Origin of the sequence: Diaphorobacter sp. LR2014-1, from assembly GCF_002916785.1 — a bacterium.
Lineage (GTDB): Bacteria > Pseudomonadota > Gammaproteobacteria > Burkholderiales > Burkholderiaceae_C > Diaphorobacter > Diaphorobacter nitroreducens.
On the sequence record NZ_MTBE01000023.1, the window covers coordinates 34,731 to 57,714 of the forward strand.

General features: G+C 65.8%; 22 protein-coding genes and 1 pseudogene. 20 read left to right on the forward strand and 3 right to left on the reverse strand.

Annotated features, from left to right (window positions below; translation table 11 throughout):
- Nucleotides 1–37 precede the first annotated feature (37 nt).
- From gmhB to BV908_RS15095, 4 genes are all read left to right on the forward strand, one after another.
- The gene (gmhB, locus tag BV908_RS15080) at nucleotides 38–613 is read left to right on the forward strand and encodes a D-glycero-beta-D-manno-heptose 1,7-bisphosphate 7-phosphatase (protein WP_012655568.1); all 576 of its coding nucleotides are present in this window, start codon (nucleotides 38–40) and stop codon (nucleotides 611–613) included.
- A 78-nt stretch (nucleotides 614–691) separates the two neighbouring features.
- The gene (locus BV908_RS15085; protein ID WP_103738549.1) at nucleotides 692–1,441 is read left to right on the forward strand and encodes a lysophospholipid acyltransferase family protein; all 750 of its coding nucleotides are present in this window, start codon (nucleotides 692–694) and stop codon (nucleotides 1,439–1,441) included.
- Between the two features lies 1 nt (nucleotide 1,442).
- The gene (locus BV908_RS15090) at nucleotides 1,443–2,363 is read left to right on the forward strand and encodes a SprT family zinc-dependent metalloprotease (RefSeq protein WP_103738550.1); all 921 of its coding nucleotides are present in this window, start codon (nucleotides 1,443–1,445) and stop codon (nucleotides 2,361–2,363) included.
- A gap of 38 nt (nucleotides 2,364–2,401) precedes the next feature.
- On the forward strand, nucleotides 2,402–2,842 hold the full coding sequence (locus BV908_RS15095) for a rhodanese-like domain-containing protein (RefSeq protein ID WP_041836166.1): 441 nt from the start codon (nucleotides 2,402–2,404) through the stop codon (nucleotides 2,840–2,842).
- A gap of 93 nt (nucleotides 2,843–2,935) precedes the next feature.
- Here the strand turns inward: BV908_RS15095 and lysM are convergent, their stop codons facing one another.
- Entirely contained in the window at nucleotides 2,936–3,424 is a 489-nt protein-coding gene (lysM, locus tag BV908_RS15100) for a peptidoglycan-binding protein LysM (protein ID WP_047350082.1), read from the reverse strand.
- Between the two features lie 155 nt (nucleotides 3,425–3,579).
- Here lysM and BV908_RS15105 point away from each other — a divergent pair, with 155 nt between their 5' ends.
- On the forward strand, nucleotides 3,580–4,356 hold the full coding sequence (locus BV908_RS15105) for a type III pantothenate kinase (protein ID WP_103738551.1): 777 nt from the start codon (nucleotides 3,580–3,582) through the stop codon (nucleotides 4,354–4,356).
- 21 nt (nucleotides 4,357–4,377) lie between these two features.
- Here the strand turns inward: BV908_RS15105 and BV908_RS15110 are convergent, their stop codons facing one another.
- Together BV908_RS15110 and BV908_RS15115 are read right to left on the reverse strand one after the other, a co-directional pair.
- A complete protein-coding gene (locus BV908_RS15110; protein ID WP_012655573.1) occupies nucleotides 4,378–5,040 on the reverse strand; it encodes a TetR/AcrR family transcriptional regulator in 663 nt (220 codons plus the stop codon).
- Between the two features lie 92 nt (nucleotides 5,041–5,132).
- Nucleotides 5,133–5,606, reverse strand: coding sequence for a phasin family protein (locus BV908_RS15115; protein ID WP_103738552.1), 474 nt, complete (start codon nucleotides 5,604–5,606; stop codon nucleotides 5,133–5,135).
- 188 nt (nucleotides 5,607–5,794) lie between these two features.
- Between BV908_RS15115 and rfbB the strand changes: the two genes are divergently transcribed.
- From rfbB to BV908_RS15185, 15 genes and pseudogenes are all read left to right on the forward strand, one after another.
- Nucleotides 5,795–6,856, forward strand: coding sequence for a dTDP-glucose 4,6-dehydratase (gene rfbB, locus BV908_RS15120; protein WP_103738553.1), 1,062 nt, complete (start codon nucleotides 5,795–5,797; stop codon nucleotides 6,854–6,856).
- Entirely contained in the window at nucleotides 6,853–7,731 is an 879-nt protein-coding gene (gene rfbD, locus BV908_RS15125) for a dTDP-4-dehydrorhamnose reductase (RefSeq protein ID WP_011803997.1), read from the forward strand. Before rfbB ends, rfbD begins: the two co-directional genes overlap by 4 nt.
- Nucleotides 7,732–7,739: 8 nt before the next feature.
- Nucleotides 7,740–8,624, forward strand: a complete 885-nt coding sequence (gene rfbA / locus BV908_RS15130; RefSeq protein ID WP_011803998.1) for a glucose-1-phosphate thymidylyltransferase RfbA — start codon at nucleotides 7,740–7,742, stop codon at nucleotides 8,622–8,624.
- A 7-nt stretch (nucleotides 8,625–8,631) separates the two neighbouring features.
- Nucleotides 8,632–9,180: a dTDP-4-dehydrorhamnose 3,5-epimerase gene (rfbC, locus tag BV908_RS15135; protein ID WP_011803999.1), complete on the forward strand. Its 549-nt coding sequence runs from the start codon at nucleotides 8,632–8,634 to the stop codon at nucleotides 9,178–9,180.
- Between the two features lie 100 nt (nucleotides 9,181–9,280).
- Nucleotides 9,281–10,174 carry a glycosyltransferase family 2 protein gene (locus tag BV908_RS15140; RefSeq protein ID WP_246867520.1) on the forward strand — a complete coding sequence of 298 codons (894 nt, stop codon included), beginning with the start codon at nucleotides 9,281–9,283 and terminating at the stop codon, nucleotides 10,172–10,174.
- 45 nt (nucleotides 10,175–10,219) lie between these two features.
- Nucleotides 10,220–13,045, forward strand: coding sequence for a glycosyltransferase (locus tag BV908_RS15145; protein ID WP_103738555.1), 2,826 nt, complete (start codon nucleotides 10,220–10,222; stop codon nucleotides 13,043–13,045).
- A 54-nt stretch (nucleotides 13,046–13,099) separates the two neighbouring features.
- Complete coding sequence (locus BV908_RS22475) at nucleotides 13,100–14,425, forward strand: glycosyltransferase family 4 protein (RefSeq protein ID WP_172751393.1); 1,326 nt, start codon at nucleotides 13,100–13,102, stop codon at nucleotides 14,423–14,425.
- Nucleotides 14,373–15,281, forward strand: coding sequence for an ABC transporter permease (locus tag BV908_RS15155; RefSeq protein WP_255580517.1), 909 nt, complete (start codon nucleotides 14,373–14,375; stop codon nucleotides 15,279–15,281). The genes BV908_RS22475 and BV908_RS15155 overlap by 53 nt, the downstream gene beginning before the upstream one ends.
- Nucleotides 15,271–15,975, forward strand: a pseudogene (locus tag BV908_RS22820) (ABC transporter ATP-binding protein); the annotation flags it as partial. The gene BV908_RS15155 and the pseudogene BV908_RS22820, both read left to right, overlap by 11 nt.
- Entirely contained in the window at nucleotides 15,961–17,721 is a 1,761-nt protein-coding gene (locus BV908_RS22825) for a Wzt carbohydrate-binding domain-containing protein (RefSeq protein WP_348639066.1), read from the forward strand. The pseudogene BV908_RS22820 and the gene BV908_RS22825, both read left to right, overlap by 15 nt.
- Nucleotides 17,718–18,368, forward strand: a complete 651-nt coding sequence (locus tag BV908_RS15165; protein WP_011804005.1) for an acetyltransferase — start codon at nucleotides 17,718–17,720, stop codon at nucleotides 18,366–18,368. The genes BV908_RS22825 and BV908_RS15165 overlap by 4 nt, the downstream gene beginning before the upstream one ends.
- Before the next feature lie 39 nt (nucleotides 18,369–18,407).
- Nucleotides 18,408–19,856 carry a DUF2142 domain-containing protein gene (locus BV908_RS15170; RefSeq protein WP_135149851.1) on the forward strand — a complete coding sequence of 483 codons (1,449 nt, stop codon included), beginning with the start codon at nucleotides 18,408–18,410 and terminating at the stop codon, nucleotides 19,854–19,856.
- Between the two features lie 8 nt (nucleotides 19,857–19,864).
- On the forward strand, nucleotides 19,865–20,830 hold the full coding sequence (locus BV908_RS15175; protein ID WP_103738559.1) for a glycosyltransferase family 2 protein: 966 nt from the start codon (nucleotides 19,865–19,867) through the stop codon (nucleotides 20,828–20,830).
- Nucleotides 20,827–21,210, forward strand: coding sequence for a GtrA family protein (locus BV908_RS15180; RefSeq protein WP_011804008.1), 384 nt, complete (start codon nucleotides 20,827–20,829; stop codon nucleotides 21,208–21,210). Before BV908_RS15175 ends, BV908_RS15180 begins: the two co-directional genes overlap by 4 nt.
- Nucleotides 21,211–21,493: 283 nt before the next feature.
- Nucleotides 21,494–22,645, forward strand: a complete 1,152-nt coding sequence (locus BV908_RS15185) for a DegT/DnrJ/EryC1/StrS family aminotransferase (protein WP_103738560.1) — start codon at nucleotides 21,494–21,496, stop codon at nucleotides 22,643–22,645.
- Nucleotides 22,646–22,984 lie beyond the last annotated feature (339 nt).

Consider the following 22,984-nt stretch of genomic DNA (forward strand, 5'->3'; position numbering starts at 1 on the left):
GCGGGCGGCGCGGCAGCGTTGCTTTGATAATCGCGCCATGAAACTCGCCATCCTGGACCGAGACGGAACGCTCAACGCGCTGGGCGATGGCTTCATCGCTTCGCCCGACGAATGGGTGCCGGTGCCTGGCGCGCTGGAGGCCGTGGCGCGGCTGAACCACGCGGGCTGGCATGTGGTGGTGGCCACCAACCAGCCGGGCCTGGGCCGCGGCCTCTTCGATGCGCAGACCCTGGTGGCCATCCACGCGAAGATGCACCGGCAGCTGGCCACGCTGGGTGGGCGCATCGACGCGGTGTTCTACTGCCCTCACACCGAGAGCGAGCAATGCCACTGCCGCAAGCCCGCTCCGGGCCTGATGGAGCAGATCCGCGATCGCTACGGCGCGGAGGGGCAGGAAATTCTGGTGGCGGGCAGCAGTGCGGCCCACCTGCAGGCGGCGAGCGAGCTGGGCGCGCAACTGCACATGGTCTGCACCGGTCGCTCGGCCCACCTGGACCCGCGCCAGAGCCTGCCGCCCGGCTGGCCCGCCGGCACGCGCGCCCATGCCAGCCTGGGCGCGCTGGCGGATTTCATCGCCCCGCAGAACGGCGCCAGCCTGCCCGTGGCCCTGTGATGCGAAAACTATTGAATTGATAGCTGCTGGCGCTTACTGCATGGGCGCTAGAGGCCAAAAAACACTGAAAACTGCTTCATGGCACTGATCCGCTCCATTCTTCATCTGCTGGTGATGGTCGTCACCGTAGTCCCCTACACCCTGGGCATCCTGCTGGTGCGTGTGCTGGGCGGCAGCCCGGCGGCGCGCTACCGCGTGGCGCGCGCCTGGCTGAAGCTGTGCATCGACTCGGCGCGCTGGCTGCTGGGCATCCGCACGCAGATCACCGGCATGGAGCACCTGCCCCAGGGCGAGCAGCAGGGCGCGGTGCTGCTGGTCAAGCACCAGTCCACCTACGAGACCTTCCTGATGCCGGCGATCATGCCGCACCCGCTGGCCTACGTGTTCAAGAAGGAACTGCTCTCGGTGCCGTTTTTCGGCTGGTCCATCGGCAGCCTGGACATGATCCACATCGACCGTGGCCAGCGCGCCCGCGCCTTTGCCAAGGTGCTGCAGCAGGGCCGCCGCCTGCTGTCCAAGGGCACCTGGGTCATCATGTTTCCCGAGGGCACGCGCGTCGAGCGCGGCGCCAAGGGCGAGTACAAGAGCGGCGGCACGCGCCTGGCCATCGACGCCGGCGTGCCCGTGGTGCCGATCGCCGTGACCTCGGCCACGGTCTGGCCGCGCAAGGCCTTCATCAAGCGCCCGGGGGTGGTGCACGTGTCCGTCGGCCGGCCCATCCCCACCGAGGGGCGCAAGCCTGACGAGCTGATGCGCGAGGTCGAGGCCTGGATCGAGGGCGAGATGCGCCGCCTGGACCCCGACGCCTACCCCCCCGCCGCCGGCTGACATGCAGCGGTTGGTGCAGCTGGCGCTGGACTTCCTGGGCGGCGGGAGCAGCCCGGATTCCGGGGTGCCACAGCCGAAACGGGCGATAGCGCCCGTCCAGCAAGCGCCAGATGCTCCTTTATTAGTAGCGCCAGCGCCACCGCTGGGCGATCTGCTCACGCCCGCCGTGTTCCGCCACCCGGCGGCCAGCCGCGAGGTGCTGCTGGGCGACGCGGTGGTGGCCTATGCGCTGCAGCGTGCGCGCCGGCGCTCCATCGGCTTCACCGTGGGGCCCGAAGGCCTGTCCGTGCGCGCGCCCTCCTGGGTCACGCTGGCGGGCGTGGATGCCGCGCTGCGCGACAAGGCGCCGTGGATCCTGCGCAAGCTTGGCGAGCAGCAGGCGCGCCGCCAGCAGGAAGAGCGTGCGCGCATCGTCTGGGGCGACGGCGCCGTGCTGCCCTACCTGGGCGAGCCGCTCACCGTGGTGCTGGACCCCACGCACGGCTTCGCCGCGCGCGGTGGAGCGCTCGAGGAGCAGGGCGGCGCAACCGGTCGCGCGCTGCACATCGCCCTGGCGCGCAGCGCCGCGCCCGCCCAGGTGCGCGACGCGGTGCAGGCCTGGCTGATGCGCGATGCGCGCCGCTGCTTCACCGAGCGGCTGCACCACTTCGCGCCGCTGCTGGATGTGCGCTGGACGCGGCTGCGCCTGTCCAGCGCCAACACCCGCTGGGGCAGCGCGCGGGCCGACGGCTCCATCCGGCTGAACTGGCGGCTCATGCACTACCGCCCGGCCATCATCGACTACGTGGTCGCGCACGAGCTGTCGCACCTGCGCGTGATGGACCACAGCCCGCGCTTCTGGGACACCGTGGCCACCGTGGTGCCCGACTACGCCGCGCTGCGCCGCAGCCTGCGCGAGCAGCCCGCGCCGCCCTGGGACTGATGGGCGCGCGGCGGCCATGGTCTGCCAGAATGGCCGCCATGAACACGCCCACGCCCGACCTCCACGCTTCTGAGCAACCCCTGCCCGCCGAGGGCTACGCCGGCGACGTGAGCCCGCCGCTGGCGTGGCAATGGGTGCGCGCCGGCCAGGCGGTGCTGGTGGACGTGCGCACCGATGCCGAGCGCGACTGGGTGGGCTTCGTGCCCGGCGCCGTGGCCGCGGCCTGGAAGCAATGGCCCGGCATGCAGCCCAATGCCGATTTTGACGCGCAGTTGCGCGCGGCAGTGCCGCCCGGCGGCACGGCGGTGCTGTTGTGCCGCAGCGGCGTGCGCTCGGTGGCCGCGGCGCGGCGCGCGACCGAGCTGGGCATCACGGCCTACAACATCCTGGAAGGCTTCGAGGGCGAGCCGGACGAGAACGGCCAGCGCAACCGGCGCAGCGGCTGGCGCTTTCGCGGCCTGCCGTGGCGGCAGGGCTGAGCGGGTTGCTGGAGTTTTTTGCTCTCAAAAAAATAGCTGCCAGCGCTTGATGGGCAAGCGCTGGCAGCCGTTTTGGCTTGAGATTGCCGGGGCTTACTTGGCCAGCGGCGGAATGCGCAGCTTCTGGCCGGGGTAGATCTTGTCGGGGTGGGTCAGCATGGGCTTGTTGGCCTCGAAGATCACCGGGTACTTGTTGGCGTCGCCATAGAACTTCTTGGCGATGGCGCTCAGCGTGTCGCCGCGCACCACGTCGTGGTACTGCGCTTCGGGCTCGGGGTTGGTCACGCTCATCTGGTTGTCCACGCTGGTCACGCTGGCCACGTTGCCGCAGCACAGGGTGACCTTTTCCTTGGCCGCCTGCGTAGGTGCGGTGCCCTTCACCGTCACCTTGCCCTCGGGGCCTTCGAAGTGGACTTGCACGTCGCTCACGCCCAGGTTCTGCGACGCGATGTAGGCCTCGATGGCCTTGCCCGCCTTGTCGTTGAGCTCGGCCTGCGTGGGCGCGGCGGCTGTGGAAGCCTGCGCGTCCTTGCCGCCAAACAGCTTCTCGCCGGCTTCCTTGATGAAACTGAAAAGACCCATGGCTTTCTCTCCTTCTGGGGGTTGCAGAAACGGTCGGGACCACTATAGCCGTACTGTCCGGCACCGCCATGTCGGAAAAACGCCCGCGCCGGCGGCCGCGCGTGCATTTACGGCGCTCTGCGGGAGGCAAAGGCAAAAAACGGATAATCCGCGCCATGACTTTCCTGGCCATCGACGCGGGCAACACCCGTCTCAAGTGGGCGTTGTTCGACGCAGCGCAGCCCGGTGCCAGCCTGCTGGCCCATGGCGCTGAATTCCTGGACCATATCGAACGCCTGGCCGAGGGCCCGTGGTCCCACCTGCCCGCGCCCCGGCATATGCTGGGCTGCGTGGTGGCGGGCGACGCGGTCAAGCGCCGCGTGGCCGAGCAGATGGAGCTGTGGGACGTGCCCGCGCGCTGGGTGGTGCCGTCCGCGCAGGAAGCCGGCGTCATCAACGGCTACGACCATCCCACGCGCCTGGGCGCGGACCGCTGGGTGGCCATGATCGGTGCGCGCCACCGCCTGCTGGCCCAGGGGCCCGCGCGGCCGCTGATCGTGGTGATGGTGGGCACCGCCGTGACGGTGGAGGCCCTGGACGCGGAGGGCCGCTTCCTGGGCGGCCTGATCCTGCCCGGCCACGGCATCATGCTGCGCGCGCTGGAGTCCGGCACCGCGGGGCTGCACGTGCCCACGGGCGAGGTGCGCCTGTTCCCATCCAACACCAGCGATGCGCTGACCAGCGGCGGCACCTATGCCATCGCCGGCGCGGTGGAGCGCATGTACCAGCACCTGCGGCAGCACTGCGGGCAGGAACCCGCCTGCATGATGACCGGTGGCGCGGGCTGGAAGATGGCGCCAAGCATGACGCGCCCGTTCGAGTTGGTGGAAAACCTGATCTTTGACGGCCTGCTGGAGATCGCGGCGCGCCGGTTTGCCGAGCTGCCGGCCTGACACGGCCCGCCAGCGCGGGTGTTAAGCGGCCTGGTCGTAGGCCCCGACCAGCCGCGCCAGGTGCGCACGCTGGGTGGGCTCCAGGTAGGGCATGAGCAGCCCCAGCACATGCCGCGCGCCGTGCAGCAGCGCAGCCTGCGCGCTCTCGGGTTCCAGCGCCTGGCGCGGGGCCCGCACATACTCGAAGCTGAGCCAGTAGGTCAGCACCACCACCATGCTGGTCGCGGTAGGCTGCATGGCGTCCGCCGGTTCCATCTGCAAGGCGCCACGGCGCCGCAGTGCCTGCAGGAGATCGTGCATGGCGGCGGTCTTGGCCTGTAGCAGCACGGGGAACTGCTCTTCCAGCCGGCGGTTGCACGACAGCAGGTTGTTCAGGTCGCGGTAGAAGAAGCGGTACTGCCAGATCAGCTCGAACAGCGTGTGCATGAAGAACCACGCGTCCTCCACGTCCTGCACGTCCGCACCCGCGTGCAGCAGGCCGCTCAGCGCTTCGTCGTAGCGCGCGAAGAGCGCGTTGACGATCTCGTCCTTGGCGGGGTAGTGGTAATAGAGGTTGCCTGCGCTGATGTGCAGGTCCGCGGCGATGGCCGTGGTGGAGACGTTGGGCTCGCCAAAGCGGTTGAACAGCGCCAGGCTGGACTCCAGGATGCGCTCGGCGGTGCGGCGGGGAGCTTTCTTCGCCATGGGCTGTCTCCTCCCATCGGGGGCGTTGTCGTGCTCCGGAAATCTACTCCAGTCGCCCGCGGGTGCACAGCCGGGTTGATGCGGAGGGTCGTTCAACCCTCGCGGGTGGATGGGCGCGACGGCGGCGGCGCGGTTGTCATGCCATCGCGGTCGGCTTGGCGCTCCTGCAACGCTTGCAATTCCTGCGTGAGGGCGTCGATGCGCTCGTGCAGGGCCTGCACTTCCTGCGCGGTGGGTACGCCGAGGCGCTGCAGGGCTTTGGACACGCGCTCCTCGAAGATGCCCTCCAGCCGGTCCCACTGGCCGGCGGCGCGCTCGCCCAGTCCCGAGGCCATCTGCCCCATGCGCTGCGCGGCCTCGCCCCAATGCTCCTGGGCGGTGTCCTGGGTTTTGCGCTGCAGTGCCATGCCCTCGCGCACCAGGGCCTCAAAGACCTTGCCGCCCTCGGCCTGGGCCTTGGCAAAGGCGCCCAGGCCAGCCAGCCAGATTTGCTGTGCGGACTCCCGGGCCATGCGTGGGAATTCGCGCGCGGGGTCGGTGTCGTCGTCGGGAGGAACGTGGGGCATAGGAGACTCCTTGTGCATTGGCCTGAATGGTGATTGTGGGCGCCCTCCAGCGTGCGCATGTAGGTGCAGCGCCCTAAATCCCGTCACGGGAGTTTGTTACAGGCATGTGCATGCCGATGGGATAATCCAAGGCTTTGTCCCCGCAGGCAGTCCGGTCTGCAGACGGTTCTGGCGAAGGATTTCCACCCATGATTCTGGTAACAGGCGGCGCAGGTTTCATTGGCGCCAACTTTGTGCTCGACTGGCTGGCTGTCGGTGACGAGCCGGTGGTGAACCTGGACAAGCTCACCTACGCGGGCAACCTGCACAACCTGGACAGCCTGCAGGGCGATGGCCGTCACGTGTTCGTGCAGGGCGACATCGGTGACCGCGCGCTGCTGGATCGCCTGCTGGCCGAGCACCAGCCACGCGCCGTGATCAACTTCGCCGCCGAATCCCACGTAGACCGCTCCATCCACGGCCCCGAGGACTTCATCCAGACCAACGTCGTCGGCACCTTCAGGCTTTTGGAGGCCGTCAGGCACTACTGGCAAGCGCTGCCAGCTACACAAAAAGAAGCATTCCGCTTCCTGCACGTGAGCACCGACGAAGTCTATGGCAGTCTGGCGCCGGCTGCTGCGGCCTTCACCGAAGAGCACAACTACGAGCCCAACAGCCCGTACTCCGCCAGCAAGGCGGCCAGTGACCACTTGGTACGCGCCTGGCACCACACCTACGGCCTGCCGGTACTCACCACCAACTGCAGCAACAACTACGGCCCGCTGCACTTTCCGGAAAAGCTCATCCCGCTGATGATCGTCAACGCCCTGGCCGGCAAGAGCCTGCCCGTGTATGGCGACGGCATGCAGATCCGGGACTGGCTGTACGTCAAGGACCATTGCAGCGCCATCCGGCGCGTGCTGCAGGCGGGCCGGCTGGGCGAGACCTACAACGTAGGCGGCTGGAACGAAAAGCCCAACATCGACATCGTCAACACCGTGTGCGCCCTGCTGGACGAGTTGCGCCCGCGCAGCGACGGCCAGAGCTACACGACGCAGATCACCTACGTGACCGACCGCCCTGGCCACGACCGGCGCTACGCCATCGACGCGCGCAAGCTCGAGCGCGAACTGGGCTGGAAGCCGGCCGAGACGTTCGAGACCGGCATCCGCAAGACCGTGCAGTGGTACCTGGACAACCCGCAATGGGTGCAGCAGGTGCAAAGCGGCGCCTATCGCGACTGGGTGGCAAAGCAGTACGAGGCCGCATGAACATCCTGCTCCTTGGCAAGAACGGCCAGGTTGGCTGGGAACTGCAGCGCAGCCTTTCCGTGCTGGGGCCGGTCACCGCGCTGGGCCATGACGAGGCGGACTTCACACAGCCCCAGGCCGTGGCGCAGGCCGTGCGCGCCCTGCGCCCCCAGGTGATCGTCAACGCCGCCGCCCACACCGCCGTGGACAAGGCCGAGAGCGAACCCGAGCGCGCGCGCCTGCTCAACGCCGCCACCCCCGGCGTGCTGGCCCAGGAAGCCGAGCGCCTGGGCGCCTTGCTCGTCCACTACAGCACCGACTACGTGTTCGACGGCAGCGGCGACACGCCCTGGGTGGAAACCGACGCGCCCGCGCCGCTGTCCGTCTATGGCGCCACCAAGCTCGAGGGCGAGCGGCTCATCCAGCAATCGGGCTGCCGGCATCTCATCCTGCGCACCAGCTGGGTCTATGCCGCGCGCGGCGGCAACTTCGCCAAAACCATGCTGCGCCTCGCGCAGGAGCGTGAACGCCTGACCGTCATCGACGACCAATGGGGCGCCCCCACCGGCGCCGACCTGCTGGCCGACGTGACCGCCCACGCCATCCGCCAGCTGCAACGCCGCCCCGAGGACGGTGGCCTGTACCACTGCGTGGCGGCGGGCGAGACCACCTGGCATGCGTATGCCAAATACGTGCTGGAGCACGCCGCGCAAGTCCAGGCAGCTATCGAAATCAAAGCGAAAGAGATCGCGCCCGTGCCCACCAGCGCCTTCCCCACGCCGGCCGCGCGCCCCCACAATTCGCGCCTGGACACCGCCCGGCTGCGCGACACCTTCGGCCTCACCCTGCCGTCCTGGCAGCAGGGCGTGGCGCGCATGCTGACCGAAATCTTGTGAAACGCCCCATGACGACACGCAAAGGCATCATCCTCGCCGGCGGCTCCGGCACCCGTCTGCACCCGGCCACGCTGGCCATCAGCAAGCAACTGCTGCCGGTGTACGACAAGCCCATGATCTACTACCCGCTCAGCACGCTGATGCTGGCGGGCATCCGCGACATCCTCATCATCAGCACGCCGCAGGACACCCCGCGGTTCGAGCAACTGCTGGGTGACGGCAGCCAATGGGGCCTCAACCTGCAATATGCCGTGCAGCCCAGCCCCGACGGCCTGGCCCAGGCCTTCCTGATCGGCGAGCGGTTCCTGAATGGCGCGCCCAGCGCCCTGGTGCTGGGCGACAACATTTTTTACGGCCACGACTTCCATGAGCTGCTGGCCAATGCCAACGCCCGCACCGAGGGCGCCAGCGTCTTTGCCTACCACGTGCACGACCCCGAGCGCTACGGCGTGGCCGAGTTCGACGCCCAGGGCAGGGTGCTGTCGCTCGAAGAAAAGCCGCAGGCCCCCAAGTCCAACTACGCCGTCACCGGCCTGTACTTCTACGACGCGCAGGTGGTGGAGCTGGCCAAGGGCCTCCAGCCCTCGCCGCGCGGCGAGCTGGAGATCACCGACCTGAACCGGCTGTACCTCGAACAAGGCCTGTTGCAGGTGGAAATCATGGGCCGCGGCTATGCCTGGCTGGACACCGGCACGCATGAAAGCCTGCTCGAGGCGGGTCAGTTCATCGCCACGCTTGAGAATCGGCAAGGATTGAAAATCGCCTGCCCCGAGGAAATCGCGTGGCGCCATCGGTGGGTCGATGCCGCGCAACTGGAGCGCTTGGCACAGCCATTGACCAAGAATGGTTATGGGAAGTATCTGATGCGCATTTTGAACGAAAAAATCTATTGAGCTCCCTATGCAAGCTACCCGCCTCGCCATTCCTGATGTCGTGCTGATCGAGCCTAAAGTGTTCGGCGACGCACGCGGATTTTTTTTCGAGAGCTTCAACCAGCGCGCCTTCAACGAGGTCACGGGTACCAACCATCATTTTGTGCAAGACAATCACAGCCGCAGCACGAAAGGGGTGCTGCGTGGCCTGCATTATCAAATTCAACAACCCCAAGGCAAGCTGGTGCGCGTGGTGCAGGGGGCGGTGTTCGACGTTGCCGTGGACATTCGAAAATCTTCTGCGACATTCGGCCAATGGGTCGGTGTCGAGTTGAGTGCCGAGAACCACCGCCAGCTCTGGGTGCCGCCCGGTTTTGCCCACGGTTTCGTGGTGCTCAGTGATACGGCCGACTTCTTGTACAAAACCACCGATTACTATGCGCCCCAGTACGAGCGCTGCATCGCGTGGAACGATCCAACATTGGCCATCGCTTGGCCTGATCTGGGAATGCGTCCCACATTGTCCGCAAAGGACGGTGCGGGCAAACTGCTGCAGCAGGCAGAGTTGCCCGCGTGAATCGGGCGGCGGTCTGTATCGCCGGCGGTTCGGCCGGTGGCAGGGTTGACGAAGGTCTTTACGTCAGGTTCTCTCGACGATAAGAACGCCAATGGCCTGCATGTCGAAAATCATAGCGGTTGTGGTGGCCTATCGCCCCAACCTGGAAAAACTGCATGAGCAGTTTGCCGCGTTGTTGCCACAAGTGCATTCCATCGTAGTGGTGGACAACAGTCCCGGAGCGGAGGTTCTGGATTGGGCTGGAAAGTGGCCTGCGTGCCAGGTGCATTGCATCGCCCTGGGACAGAACATGGGCATTGCCCATGCACAGAATCGCGGTATCGAATGGGCAAGGTCCATGGGAGGCAGCCACGTGCTGCTCATGGATCATGACAGTATTCCAGCGCAGAATATGGTTGCCCAGTTGCTCCGCGCGCTCGAGGCATGGCCGCATGCGGGTGCCGTAGGTCCCCATTACACCGATGCGCGCAGAGACAAAAACAAAAGCCCGTTCGTCCGTACCGTCGGCCTGAGAAGGATCTGGCTGAACTGCTTCGATGGTGGCGAGGCGGTGGAGGTCGATCATCTCATCGCTTCGGGTTGTCTCATTCCCATGGGCGTGTTGGACCATGTGGGCGCCATGCGTGAGGATTTTTTCATCGACTTTGTCGATGTCGAATGGTGCTTGCGTGCACGCCATGCCGGTTACCGCATGTACGGTGTCTGCGCGGCGCATCTGGAACATCAGCTGGGCGACAAGCCCGTGCGTTTTTTGGGGCGTGAGTACCTCAGCCACTCACCCCTGCGGCATTACTTCCATGCGCGAAACGCCATGCTGCTTTATCGCGAGCCATGGGTGCCATTGAATTGGAAATTGGTGTCTGCCTGGCGGTTGCTGCTCAAGATGGGTTTTCATGTGCTGGTCACCGCACCCAGGCTGCGGCACCTGGAGAAAATAACCCGTGGCCTGCTGCATGGCCTCATGGGGCGTGCCGGCGGTATTGCGGAGCGCTGAGGCTGAGGGTGTTTCGAATCATTCCATTGAAAATTATCTAAGTTAATGACAGCCATCAGTCCCGAAGATGCGGATTCAGTTGCCCTGGTGACGGTGATCCTGCCTGCCTACAACCACGCCAAGTATGTGGTTGAAGCGATGGACAGTGTCCGCGCCCAAACCTTCACCCGCTGGGAACTCATCGTGATCGACGATGGTTCCACCGACGATACCTGGGCTGTCTTGCAGGCCTACGCGGCACAACACAGTGATCCCCGCATTCGCCTGTTGACCCAGGCCAATGCCGGCTCGCACGCCACCCTGAACCGGGGCCTGGCAATGGCCCGGACCCCTTATCTCGCGATCCTGAATTCGGATGATTGCTACGCGCCCGAGCGCCTGCAGCGTTTGGTGGATACCGCGCAGGCGGCTGCCGATGAGGTTTTCATCGTCACAGGCTTGCGCCTGATCGATGGCGACGGCAACTTTTTCCCCGAGTCGTACTGGTGGAATGCCATGTACGGTGACATCTTGCAGCGCTGGCGGGCCGCGCAGTCCAGTGGCGTGAATCCCGCGCTTCAGACGCTGCTGTGGGGCAACTTCACGGTTTCCACGTCCAATTTTTTCATGTCCCGCACGCTTTGGCAGCGGCTGGGGCCTTTCAAGCGTCTGCGTTACGTGCCGGACTGGGACTACGCGCTGCGGGTCGCCATGGAGCAGCCACGGGCGTTCCAATTCCTGCATGACCAGGCCCTGCTGGAATATCGCCTGCATGGGCGCAACACCATCCTGGGCGGTGCGCTGCGCAACCACGCAGAGGCTTACCACGTGCTGCGCACCTACCAGAAAAAATGGGCCGCGGCGGGGCAGGCGCTACCGGAACATGCGCTTGATCGACTGCATTACCTGGCGCGCTTCATTCGCCACGAGCATGCGCGCCAGCAGTTGGAGCGCCAAAAGCTGGGCTGGCTGGAGCAAGTCGATGCGCTGCGGCTGGAGTTGGATTCGGCCCGTACCGCAGCGGCGCAATGGCAAGCCACGGCGCAAGGCATGCAAGCCTCGCGCTCATGGAGGCTCACGGTGCCCCTGCGCAAGCTGGCCCAGGTTCTGCGTGCCTGCAGGACCGGGCCCCGCGCAGTGGTCCGGAAACTGGCGGCTCGGTGGCGCCGCGCCCAGTCTGGCGGCGTCAAGACGGCCTATGGGCAATGGCTGAAGGCGGAAGCCTCGCAGCTGCAGGGGCTGCATGCGCGGGCCGGCATGCTGATCAACGAGCTGCCGCGCCGGCCGCTGATTTCCATCGTCATGCCGGTGCATGACACCCCCCCTCATTTTTTGCAGGCGGCCGTCGATTCCGTGCAAGGCCAGTGGTACGGGCATTGGGAGCTTTGCATCTGCGACGACGCCTCCAGCCGGGCGGACACGCGGCAGCGGCTGCAAACGCTGCAAGATCAAAGCGACAAAATCAAAGTGACGCGCCGCGAGACGGCGGGCCACATCGTCCACGCCACGAACGATGCCCTCGCGCTGGCCCAGGGCGAGTTTGTCGTGTTCCTCGATCACGATGACGTCCTCGCGCCGCAGGCCCTGCTGCGGCTGGCGCAGGCCATCAATGCGCCGTCGGCTCCAGACTTCATCTACTCCGACGAGGACAAGCTCGATGAGCAGGGCAGGCGCTGCCTGCCGCTTTTCAAACCCCAGTGGTCCCCCACGTTGCAATGGGCGCAAAACTATGTGGGGCACATCATGTGCGTGCGCCGGGCGTGGCTGGAGCGACTGGGAGGGCTTCTGGAGGGAAGCCAGGGCAGCCAAGACCACGACCTCGTCTTGCGGTTGGCCGCGCAGGGCGCCAAGATCGAGCACATTCCCGAAGTGCTCTACCACTGGCGCATCCATGCCGCCTCCACCTCCGCCAGTCCGCAGTCCAAGCCTTACGCACATCTGGCGGGCAGGCAAGCCGTGGCACGCCACTTAGCCAGCCGATATGGGGAGCAGTTTGACCGGGTCGATGACGGCGACCACGCCTTTGTGTACCAACCGAGGTTCCGCGTGCCGGCGGGCACCGTGGCCAGCATCATCATCCCCACGCGTGACAAGACCGATCTGCTGGACGCCTGTATCCAAAGTATCCATCGCCACACCACCGGGATCGCATACGAGATCCTGGTGCTCGACAATGGCTCCACCGAACCAGAAACCCAGGCCTGTTTCCAGCGCCTGACCCAGGACGCACGCGTACGCGTCATTGCCGCCGACATTCCCTTCAACTGGTCCCGACTCAACAACATTGGCCGCAGCCACGCGCGCGGGCAAGTGCTGGTCTTCCTGAACAACGACACCGAAATCATCACCCCCGATTGGCTGGTGCGCCTGGTCGAATATGCGCTCTTGCCCGACGTGGCCACCGTCGGTGCCCTGCTCCTGTACCCCGATCGCACCATTCAGCATGCTGGCGTGGTGGTGGGCATGGGGGGCTGGGCCGACCATGTCTTCAAGGGCGAACCGGTTCAGCATTACCCGACGCCCTTCGTGTCCAGTGTCGTGCCGCGCAATGTCCTGGCCAATACCGGCGCCTGTGTGGCCGTGGCGACCGCGCGTTTCGATGCCCTGGGCGGGTTCGATGAAGCCTTTGAAATCTGCGGCAGCGATGTCGAATTGGGCATCCGCGCGCACAAGCAAGGCCTGCTCAACGTCTACCTGCCGGCGGCAAGGCTCCTGCATCTCGAGAGCAAAACCCGCAGCCCCCATGTGCCGGAAGTCGATTTCCAGCAGTCCGCGCTCAAATACGCGCCATACCGCCTGGAGGGCGATCCTTTCTACAACCCCAACCTGGACCTGTCGGCCAGTACTCCGCGGCCAAGGGTCCCCGGTGGGCATGTGCCCGGGGCGCAGTAAGCGGGCGCAGCAGTTCAAGGCATGGCTTACTCATTCACCCAAACCACGGCCCGCGTGTTGGCGCGACTGGCGCGCTACCAGCCCGTGCGCAGCGGCCTGCAGAAACTGGCCGTGGCGTACCGCCAGCAGCAGGCTATGTCCACGGCCTCGCCAAACCATGACATTGCAGAGGTCCTGCCGATCGATCCACGGCCGGCCGTGGCGCAGGGCGGTACCCGCCTCAACCTGATGGTGCCCGCGGTCTCGCAACGGCACGTATTTGGCGGCATCGAAACCGCCCTGCAAGTCTTCGATGCCCTGCGGCCGTACTTTGACCAAGCGCGCATCATCGTGACGGACGAGGCGACGCCGGAGCCCCGCAGCGATGCCTACTACGGTGCCTGGCCCATCGTGCCCATGGCCAGTGAGTCACCGCCGTGCGATCACATCGTTGCCGCAGGCTCCCGCTGGGGACAGACGCTGGCTGTTCATGCCCAGGACCATTTCATGGCCACGGCATGGTGGACGGCCCACAACGCCTTTGCACTGTTGAATTGGCAGCGAGCACAGGTGCCCGAGGCGTCTGCCCGGCGCCTCCTGTACCTGATCCAGGACTACGAGCCAGGCTTCTACCCATGGTCGTCGCGCTACCTGCTGGCCCAGGCGACCTATGAGCAGCCTGGCAGAACCATCGCGCTGATGAACTCGCATTGGCTTGCCGACTACCTGGCTGCACAAGGCTATGCGTTTCCCGTCAAGGAGGTCCTGCAGCCACGCTTGCATCCCGCCCTTGCGGCCGCCCGCGCGCGTTGCGAAACCTTTGCCAAGGAGCGGATTCTGCTGGTCTATGGCCGTCCTGGCACCGAGCGCAACGCCTTCAGCCTGATCGTGGCGTCGTTGCGACTCTGGGCCAGGCACTACCCTCAGGCCCGCCAATGGCGCATTTTGTCCGCAGGCGAAGCGTTCGCTCCGATCGATCTCGGCAGCGGCTGCACGCTGCACAGCGTTGGTAAACTGAGCATCGAAGCCTATGCCGACCTGTTGTGCCGCACGGCGGTGGGTTTCTCGCTGATGGTCTCGCCACACCCCAGCTATCCGCCATTGGAGATGGCCGCCTTCGGCGCCCGGGTGGTCGTGAACCGCTTTGCGAACAAGGATCTCTCCGGCGTTTCGCCGCTATTGGTGTCGGCTTCGCCGCCCAACCCGGAAGGGTTCTCCGCCGCATTGCGCACACTGACGCAAGCCTTCGACCATGGCGAAACCTCCTGCATGCCCGCCAACGCTTCCGAGATGGTCTGGCAGGGTGGGTTCCTGGACTCTTGCGGCCCGGGCTTTGCTTGGGCCGCCGATGTCGCGGCCAAGCTTCTGGGTGACGCCCCTGCCATCCCCGCCACCGTGTGAACCGCTTCCTATCGTGAACACTCATTCCAGCAGCATTGGGCTGCGACCGTCGAGCAGCCCGCTGCAGTTACTGCGCAGCCTCTGGCATCACCGTTTTTTGCTCCGCCAACTGGTGCGGCGAGATGTCGCCAGCCGGTACCGAGGCTCCCTGATGGGCCTGCTCTGGTCCTTGCTGCTGCCCTGCGTGATGTTGGCGGTCTATGTATTCGTTTTCGGCTATGTTTTCACGCCGGTGCGCAAGGTGGGTGACGGGGCGCTGAGCCCCGCGTTTGCGCTGTCCCTGTTTGCCGGGATGCTGTTGCACGGCATGCTGGGCGAATGCCTGTCGCGTGCGCCTGCGGCCGTGCTGGCCCAGCCCAGCTATGTCAAGAAGGTCGTGTTCCCAATGGAACTGCTGCCGCTGGCCGTGGTGGGTACGGCGGTCGTGCAGTTCCTCATTGGCTCGGCCGTGCTGCTGCTGGCCCTGGTGCTCACCCAGGGCTTGCCGGCGACCGCCTGGTTATGGCCGCTGGCATGGCTGCCGCTGGTGGCGCTGGTGGCGGGTATTGCCCTCATGCTTGCGGCCCTCACGGTGTATTTGCGCGACCTGGCCCAACTCACCGGATTCGTCGCGACATTGCTGTTGTTTCTCTCCCCGGTCTTCTACCCGTTGGAGAGCCTGCCGCCCAACTGGCAGCATTGGCTGCTGCTCAATCCGCTCACGGTGCCCATCGAGGCAACCCGCAGCCTGCTGGTCCATGGACAGGGCTTGAATTGGGCTCACTGGAGTGCCCATGCAGCGGGGTGTCTGGCCACGCTCTGGGCCGGCTGGTGGATTTTTCAGCGCGCGCGCAAGGGGTTTGCCGATGTCATCTGAAATACCATCCGGCGGCTGGGCGATCCGCGCGCAGGGCCTGGGCAAGACCTACCGCTTGTACGACAAACCGCACCATCGCCTGCTGCAATCGCTGTGGCGTGGGCGCAAGAACTACTTCCGAGAGTTCGCGGCCTTGAGCGACGTCTCGTTCGAGCTGGCGCGGGGACAGACCCTGGGCATCATCGGGCGCAACGGCGCGGGCAAGTCCACGCTGCTGCAGATCATCTGCGGAACCCTGACGCCCTCGGCCGGGCAAGTGCAGGTGAACGGACGCATTGCCGCCCTGCTGGAGCTGGGCACCGGCTTCAATCCCGAATTCACCGGACGCGAAAACATCGTCATCAATGCCGCCATCCTTGGCTTGAGCCAGCGTGAGATTGCCGAACGGCTCGATGACATCATCGCCTTCGCCGATATCGGCCCCTTCATCGACCAGCCCGTCAAGACCTATTCCAGCGGCATGTATGTGCGGCTGGCGTTCGCCGTGGTGGTGCACGTCAACCCCGACATCCTCATCGTGGACGAAGCCCTGGCCGTGGGCGATGCCCTGTTCCAGGCCAAGTGCATGACCCGCATGCGCCGGATGCTGGACGACGGCCTCACCCTGCTGTTCATCAGCCACGACATCGCGGCCGTCAAGGCCTTGTGCCAGCGCGCGCTCTGGCTTGATCACGGACGAGTGCGCGCCCTCGGAGCCACTCCGGAAGTCACGCGCGATTACGACCACGACTGGATCCGCCAGGCCAACGCAGCCCACGACCTGCCCACGGATGCGCCGGCCGCCGCTGCCGCGTCCGACGCTGAGGCGCTGTTGCCGTCCGGCGTAGGCACGGGCGCGGTCGCACTGCTCGCGGTCGGCTGGGGCGTGGCGGGCATGTTCGGCACCGAAGCCCGAGCCCAGCACGGCGACACCCTGCACCTGCGCCTGCGCCTGCAGCTGCGCCAGCCCTGCCGGCACCTGGTCGTGTCGTATCACATCAAGAATCGGCAAAACCAGCATATCCTGGGCGGCCACAGCAGCGACCGCCCCGAGGTGCATGGCCGCGCCTGGCAGTCGGGCGAGGTGCTTGAACTGGCCTTCGACATTCCCGTGCACCTGCACCAGGGCGACTATGCCCTGACCGTGCTGGCGGCGAGCATGGCCGATGTGGCGCATTACACCGACGCCGTGTTCCACCTGTGGGCCGATGACGTCGCCACATTGCACGTCATGCCGCGTGCGCATTTTCCGCTCAGCGACCTGATCGAACCCCCGCAGGACCTGAGCGTCATCCCGCATGCCCCATGGCTCGTGCTGGACGATTTTTTCCCCAACCTGCTCACGGGTTTTCGGGTGGCCGAATACAACGCCCACCTCGCGGCCTTTCCGCAGCTGTCGGTGCTCTCCAGCCTGGGCGACTTTGCCTCGCAGCATGCGCGCTATGCCGAGCATTACCCGGCGCTCGCCCATCGGGTGCGGCCGTTTGCACCGGCCTGGCTGGCAGGAGCAGGGCTGGCGTTCCTGAACTTCCTGAACAACGCGCACCAGTTCTTGCCGGCGCTGCAGCAGTACCGGGTGCCTTTCGTGCTGACCCTGTACCCCGGCGGTGGCTTCGGCCTCGATGAGCCGGAGAGCGACGCCAAGCTGGCCGCGGTGCTGGCCTGCCCGCTGTTGCAGGCCCTCATCGTCACCCAAGGCGTCACGCAGGACTATGTGCAGCGGTTTGCCGCGGGGCGTGGCCTGGCCTTGCCCCCCCTGCACCGCATCGACGGCGTGGTGGTCAATCCGCTCTATCTCGAGGTCGAGGCGCCCGCGCGCGACGCCATGGCCGACAAGGCGGTGCTGGACATCTGCTTCGTGGCCGAGCGTTACATGCCCCAGGGCGCGAACAAGGGCTACCCCGCATTCATCGCGGCGGCCCTGGCGTTGGCGGACTGCGCCCGGTTGCGCTGGCACATCGTGGGCGGTGGCTTCACACCCGAAGAAATCGACGTCAGCGCGCTGGGCGACCGCATCCAGTTCCACGGCCGGCTGACCACGCAGGACTTGCGTCAGTTCTATGCCCGCATGGACCTGATCGTCTCGCCCAACCAGCCCTACCTCCTGCATCCCGGCAATTTCGACGGTTTCCCCACCGGTTGCTGCGTAGAGGCCGCCCTGTGCGGCGTTGCCGTCATGGCCACCGATGCCCTGCAGCAAAATCCCGGCTACGTCGATGGCGAATCCATGCTGATGCTCGACGCCGCCTCCGAGGTTTCTCTGGCGCAGCAAATCGAAATCCGCATCCGCCAGATACTCGCGGACCCCGCGGTGCTGACCCGCATCGGCCAGGCCGGGCAGGTGTTCACGCGCGAGCTGTACGCCCTCGAGCGGCAGATCGGCGAACGCCAGCGCATCCTGCGCAGCGTGGCCCAGCGGCTCGGGCTGCCGGTGCCGATGGAAGAGAATCCGCTGCCATGACGCCCCTCATCCTCTTCGGTGCCGGAGGCCACGCGCGCGAAGTGGCGCAGCTGGTGCGCGACATCAACCAGGCCCAGCCCGGCAGCTGGCAGCTGCTCGGTTTCATGGCCGACCCCGGCGCCGCCCCCGGGAATCCCATGCCCCTGCCTGCCCCCTGGCTGGGGGACAGCCAGCAGGCGCTGGCCGCCCACCCGGGCGCCCACTGCATCGTCGCCGTAGGCGATTCCCGGGCTCGCCGCAGGATCGCAGCCCAATTGCGGCAGCAGCACCCCGGGCTGCGCTTTGCCACCTTGGTCCACCCGCGGGCCTGGCTGGCGGAAGGGGTTCACCTGGGGCCCGGCAGTGTGGTGTTTGCCGGCGCCTGCATCAATGTCGATGTCACCATTGGACGCCATGCCAGCATCAACCTGGCCTGCACCATCAGTCACGACTGCGTGCTGGGCGAATACGTCAGCCTCGGCCCCGGCGTGCATCTGCCGGGGGGGGTGACGCTGGGCGAGGCGGTCGATGTCGGCACCGGGGCCTGCTTTCGGCCCCGCGTCAGCGTGGGGGCCAACGCGGTCATCGGCGCCGGCGCCGCCGTGGTGCATGATTTGCCTGGCAATTGCGTGGCGGTGGGGGCGCCTGCACGCCCGACCAGACCTTAATGAAAAGATCCCTAATGGGTGAGAGGAGGCATTTGGGGCATGGCATTTCACGCCAATGGGTCTGTCCACCCGGAGCCAGGACAACCATTCGCCAACGGCGGACACGCATTTCGATACTCCCGCCGCTTGCTGGGAGCGATGGCGGTTCTGGCAGTTTGCGTCGGCATGGCCATGTGCTTCCTGTCGCCGGCACTGAATGCACCAGACGAGGTCTATCACTGGCAACGGGCGGTGCAGGTCTCGCATGGTCAGTTTCTTGCTGACCGGCGTGAGGGGCAGGACTATGGCGGAGAAATAGACGTAGCCGCACTTGAATTCGCCCGCTGGGCGAATTCCCACTTCGAACGCTCCTCCGCGTTCAGCCTCAGCCAGGCCAGGCAAGTCTCGGCAGCGCTTGCAGACAACGAGGGCATGGCACGGGCCTCGTTTCCAAGCAGCGCCTCATTTTCACCGTTGGCGTACCTGCCACAGGCCTCCGGGATCGCAGTGGCGCGTCATCTGGGAGGCGGAGTCTTCGAGCAGATGATCGCTGGCCGTATGGCCAACCTGCTGGCGTATGTGGCGCTGATGGCAGCAGCGGCTTGGGTGGCACCCTGCGGGCGGCGCCTGGTGGTGATGCTGGCGCTCACGGCCCCCGCGCTGTATCTGGCGGCATCGGTGAGCGCAGACCCGCTCAATTTTGCCCTGCCGGCCTTGCTCTTCGCCTGGTGCCTCCGGCTGCGCTTCGATGATTCGGCCCGCCTGTCACGCCGCGGGCGTTTGGGCCTCGGGCTGATGCTGGTGTCGTTGTCCCTGCTGAAACCGATTTATCTGTTGCTGGCCGGCATGGCGCTGCTCGTGCCGGCGCGGCATTTCGGCGGTCGTCGTGGGCGAGGTTTTTTCTTGCTGGCGGCCATTGGTGCAGGGTTGGTGCTTACGCTGGCCTGGAATGCCGTCTACCCCTTCATGCCGGGGCGTTATTGGGGGACTGATGCGGCCCCGAAGGCTGTACTGCTGAGCATCGTGCATGCCCCGCTTGCCGGCCTGGAATACTTTGTTCACAGCCTGCTCCATCAACTGCCCGTGATGTGGCTGGACGGTTGGGGCCGGATGGGGGGGTATCCGCCGCCCTTTATGACCAATGCGCCCAGGGCGCTGTCCTGGGCCGGCTTGGCAACGATGCTTGCGATTGCCGCATCCGACGGCCATCAGCCCCGAGATCTGCGTGCCTCCGCGTTCATGGTGGCACTCGCCGCGCTGTTCACAGGCGTCATCTTCCTGGCCTTCTGGCTCAGCTTTTCGCCGTCGAACGCTGCCGTCATCCAGGGCGTGCAAGGCCGCTACTTCCAGCTCGTCTTTTTGCTGATCGGCTGGGCGCTGGTTTGTGCGGCGCCGTTCGGAAAGGTGTTTCAGCGGTGGCGTGCGCCCTTGTTGATTTTGGGTCTTGTGTTACAGACGGTATCCTTGTTGCAGGGGATGGGGGAGTTCCGCTTTTATTGGGCCAGCTAGGTTCTTTTATGAATAACAAATTGCGTCTTGCGGTATTGATACCCTGCTTCAACGAAGAAGTGGCGATTGGGACGGTCGTGCGTGATTTCCAGCGGGTTCTGCCGCAGGCGACGATCTACGTGTTCGACAACAATTCGCGTGACAACACCGTGGCCATCGCGCGCAGTCTGGGCGCCGTGGTGCGCCATGTACCCCTGCAAGGCAAGGGAAACGTCATGCGACGCATGTTTGCCGACGTCGAGGCCGACATCTACGTCCTGGTCGATGGCGATGCCACGTACCACGCCGAAAGCAGCCCGCAAATGATTGACCTGCTGCTGGCCGAGGGCCTGGACATGGTCGTCGGGCGCCGCGAAAGCATCGAAGAGTACAGCTACCGCCTGGGACACCGCTTGGGCAATCGCATGCTGACGGGCTTCGTAGCCCGTCTGTTCGGGCGGCGCTTCACCGACATGCTGTCGGGCTACCGGGTGTTTTCCCGCCGCTACGTGAAATCCTTCCCCGCCCTGGCGCGGGGTTTCGAGACCGAGACCGAGCTGACGGTGCATGCACTCGAGCTGCGCATGCCGGTGGCGGAAGTCGATACCCCGTACAAGGCGCGGCCAGAAGGCTCCTTCAGCAAGCTCAACACCATCCGCGATGGCTTGCGCATTCTGAACACCATCGTGCGCTTGTTCCGGCTCGAACGCCCCCTGCTGTTTTTCAGCCTGATCAGCGCATTGCTCGCCCTGCTGGCCGTGGCGTTGGCCGTGCCGCTGGCCGTGACCTATGTCGAAACTGGCTTGGTGCCACGGCTGCCCACCGCCGTGCTGGCCGCCGGCCTGGGGCTCCTGTCCAGCCTGTCCCTGACCTGCGGCCTCATCCTTGAGAACGTCACCCACACCCGGCAGGAAGCACGCCGGCTGATTTATCTCGGCATTCCGTGCAGCGGCCTGCCCGGCACGGTAGGCGCGTCAGTCGGGAGCCAGGATTGACGGGTCGGCTGCTGCGCTTCGGACTGGTCGGCACGGCCGGCTTCGTGGTGGATGCCGGGCTGCTGCAAACCATGGTGCAGTGGGGCGGGGTCAACCCCTTCCTGGCGCGCCTGGGCTCCTTCATGGCCGCCGCCACGGCCACCTGGTGGCTCAACCGCTGCTTCACGTTTCGCGTGGGCAGCCAGGCCAGCGCAGGGGAGTGGATGCGCTACGTCACCACGATGGTGCTGGGCGGGTTGGTCAACTATGGCGCATACGCCGCGCTTTTGTTGTGGCTGCCACTGGCCATGCGCCAGCCCTGGCTCGGCGTGGCCTTCGGCTCCCTGGCGGGGATGGCGGTCAACTATTACACCTCCAGCCGCTTCGTGTTCGCGCGCTAGGCGTGCAGGGATCGTCCCCGAATGGTGAGCGGGGCGCACCATAACAACGTCACCGGTTGCCTGCACTGGCGGGGTGACATCTCCTACCCCATCTACCTCATCCATGTGGGAATGATCTTTGCCATTGACGCGTTGGGGGGGGGCGTGGCTGGCAGGCGCTGCTGTCCAACATCGTCCTCACCCTGGCCTTGGCGGCATTGCTACATTACCTGATTGAAAACCCGAGCCGACGCTGGGGTGCGCGCTTGGTGCGCTCCAGAGCCCGCTCGCTAGACTGCCGCCCATGCTGACTCCCCACGCCTCGACGCCTGTTCCCTTCGCCCAGCCCATCTACGTCACCCGGCCGATGCTGCCGCCGCTGAGTGAATACACCGCTTTGCTGCAGGAGGTATGGGACAGCGGCTGGCTGGCCAATGGTGGCGAGCAGCACCGTGCCCTCGAGGCCGAGCTTGTGCAGTGGCTGCGGGTGCCCCACCTCAGCCTCTTCAACAACGGCACCATCGCCCTGGTCGTGGCCTGCCAGGCGCTGCGCCTTGCCGGTGAAGTCATCACCACCCCCTTCACCTTCCCGGCCACGCCGCATGTGCTCCGCTGGAACAACATCACCCCGGTGTTCGCCGACATCGACCCGGAAACCCTGTGCATCGATCCGGCCGGCGTGGAGTCCCGTGTGACGCCTAGCACCACAGGCATCCTCGGTGTGCATGTCTACGGCGTACCTTGCGATGTGCACGCCCTGGATGGCATCGCCCGCAGCCACGGCCTGCGCGTGGTCTACGACGGTGCCCATGCCTTCGGCACCCAGATCGACGGGCAGACCATCGCCAGCTTTGGCGATGCCACCATGCTCAGCTTCCACGCCACCAAGCTGTTCCACACCGCCGAGGGCGGCGCGCTGGCGGTCAACGACCCCGAACTCAAGCAGCGCATCGACCTGCTGAAGAATTTCGGCATCAAGAACGAGGAAGAGGTCGTCATGCCCGGCATCAACGGCAAGATGAGCGAGCTGCAGGCCGCGCTGGGCCGTGTGGTGCTGCGCCATGTCGGCCAGGAGCGCCAGCGCCGCGCCGCCGTGCGCCAGGTGTACGAGCAGCGCCTCGCGGGCATCGAGGGCCTGCGCCTGCATGCCATGCCCGCCGGCGTGACCAACAGCCTGCAATACCTCGTGCTGCGTGTAAACGCCGAGCAGGCCGGTTGCAGCCGCGACACCCTGCACGAGCGCCTCAAGCGCTACAACATCATCACGCGCAAATACTTCCACCCCCTGTGCAGTGAGTACAGCTGCTATCGGCAGTTGCCCAGCGCCAGCCCGCAACAGCTTCCCAACGCCTACCGGGTCGCGTCCGAGGTATTGGCGCTTCCCCTGTACGGCGCTCTCAGCGGCGACGACGTGCACCGCATCTGCGACACCATCGTGCATAGCCTGCGCGCCTGAGCATCGCAGCCATGCATGGGCTGGCGCAAGCAGTGATTAAGGTGTTTCATGCCTGTAGTGCTTGCCAGGCAAGCGCTTGATGCTATGAAAATTGCGTTATAGCCCCTTGGTGCCGGCATGCCGGCGGGGACAGGCGCTCTAGAAACTTCCGGTAACAGTGCCCATGCCATGGGGTATCCTTGACACGGTGGACACCTTCGTGAGGGCGGGGCCAGTCCGACCCGGCCAACGCCCATTCCCGCAGGTCCGCGATCGACCCCGCCGCGCGGCTGACCGGCCTGGCCATGCAACGCCATACCGTCCAGATGCTTTCAAGGGAAAGATCGCTGCAGCGCCGCG